Annotated in this window: 1 pseudogene; it reads right to left on the minus strand. The window is 63.8% G+C overall.

Features of this window, described 5'->3' with window-relative positions:
* A pseudogene (locus EOA38_RS37820) lies at positions 1 to 374 on the minus strand (nucleoside/nucleotide kinase family protein); the annotation flags it as partial.
* Between the last annotated feature and the right edge of the window lie 495 nt (positions 375 to 869).

Consider the following 869-nt stretch of genomic DNA (forward strand, 5'->3'; position numbering starts at 1 on the left):
AGGATGAACTTGGTATCGGCGCCGATGACTTCGGCCGCCGCGCGCGACAATTCCAAGCTGCGGTCGAAGACCGGAATTGCGATGTCCGGCTCGCCGGAGCGGATGCGCTTCAAAAGCGTCTCGAAGCCGGCGAAGTCGAAGGTTTCCGGCGCGCCTTTTCGCGCGCGCAGGCCACGGCGGTTGAGCAGGATGTCGTCATAATGGAAGCCGTCCATCGGCACGACTTCCGATGCGCCCTCCGGCAGCAGTTCATGCAGCCTGCCCGATATCGTCGACTTGCCGGCTCCCGGCGGGCCGGCAATGGCGACGACGAAGCGCTTGGCCTTGCCGGCGCGCTTGAAGATGGCGGCGGTGATATGGGCTAGGTCAGACATCAGCGCCTCTCCGCTAGCGAATCCGGCCGCATCTTGGCGGCTGTTGGCGGAAATTTCAAACCTGGGATCCCCGACGCAGAAGTTTTAGCCGCTCGTTGGCAAGCCATGTCGGCGAAGAAGACCTTGTTGCTGGTCGCAGGGCCACGCCCCAATCCCGCGATCTGACGATTGCCGGGACTGTCGCCGGCAAGCGGAACGCCCATCAGGTGGCGCAGCAACTCCTCGCGCAACGCCGGATTTTCCGGTGCGTATCGCTCATGGATGACCAGCCCGGTCGAGGTTCCTCCGCGCGTGTGATGGACGGGAAACTCGACGAGACCCGGATGCGCGGCCCGAAGCCCGGAAGGGACGGCATGATTGGTGAGACCTCGCTCATGGCGCTGGCATTCCTATCGCCGATGTGAGGAATGGCAGCAGATGACGCAGGACGGCATCGGATGCTTCCCGCTGGGGGAAATGCCCGATGCCGTCCTGCGTCATCTGCTGCCATTCCTC

Source organism: Mesorhizobium sp. M1E.F.Ca.ET.041.01.1.1 (assembly GCF_003997355.1).
Classification (GTDB): domain Bacteria; phylum Pseudomonadota; class Alphaproteobacteria; order Rhizobiales; family Rhizobiaceae; genus Mesorhizobium.